The 617-nt window shown below is 51.9% G+C and carries 1 rRNA gene; it reads left to right on the top strand.

The features are described 5' to 3' along the window. A 23S ribosomal RNA gene (locus J8I34_RS34285) occupies positions 1–617 on the top strand; the annotation flags it as partial.

The following is a 617-nucleotide window of genomic DNA, read 5'->3' as shown; positions in this document are numbered from 1 at the left end:
GGGGTGACGGCGTACCTTTTGTATAATGGGTCAGCGACTTACATTCAGTGGCAAGCTTAACCGATTAGGGAAGGCGTAGCGAAAGCGAGTCCGAACAGGGCGTTGAGTCGCTGGGTGTAGACCCGAAACCAGATGATCTATCCATGGCCAGGTTGAAGGTGCGGTAACACGTACTGGAGGACCGAACCCACTAACGTTGAAAAGTTAGGGGATGAGCTGTGGATAGGGGTGAAAGGCTAAACAAATCTGGAAATAGCTGGTTCTCTCCGAAAACTATTTAGGTAGTGCCTCGTGTCTCACCTTCGGGGGTAGAGCACTGTCATGGTTGGGGGGTCTATTGCTGATTACCCCGCCATAGCAAACTCCGAATACCGAAGAGTGCAATCACGGGAGACAGACATCGGGTGCTAACGTCCGGTGTCAAGAGGGAAACAACCCAGACCGCCAGCTAAGGTCCCCAAATATAGCTAAGTGGGAAACGAAGTGGGAAGGCTAAAACAGTCAGGAGGTTGGCTTAGAAGCAGCCACCCTTTAAAGAAAGCGTAATAGCTCACTGATCGAGTCGTCCTGCGCGGAAGATGTAACGGGGCTAAGCTATATACCGAAGCTGCGGACGC

Origin of the sequence: Cupriavidus phytohabitans, from assembly GCF_017815025.1 — a bacterium.
Classification (GTDB): Bacteria; Pseudomonadota; Gammaproteobacteria; order Burkholderiales; family Burkholderiaceae; genus Cupriavidus.
The sequence above is the reverse complement of the archived record's forward strand: the minus strand, read 5'-3'. Positions and strand labels throughout refer to the sequence as shown.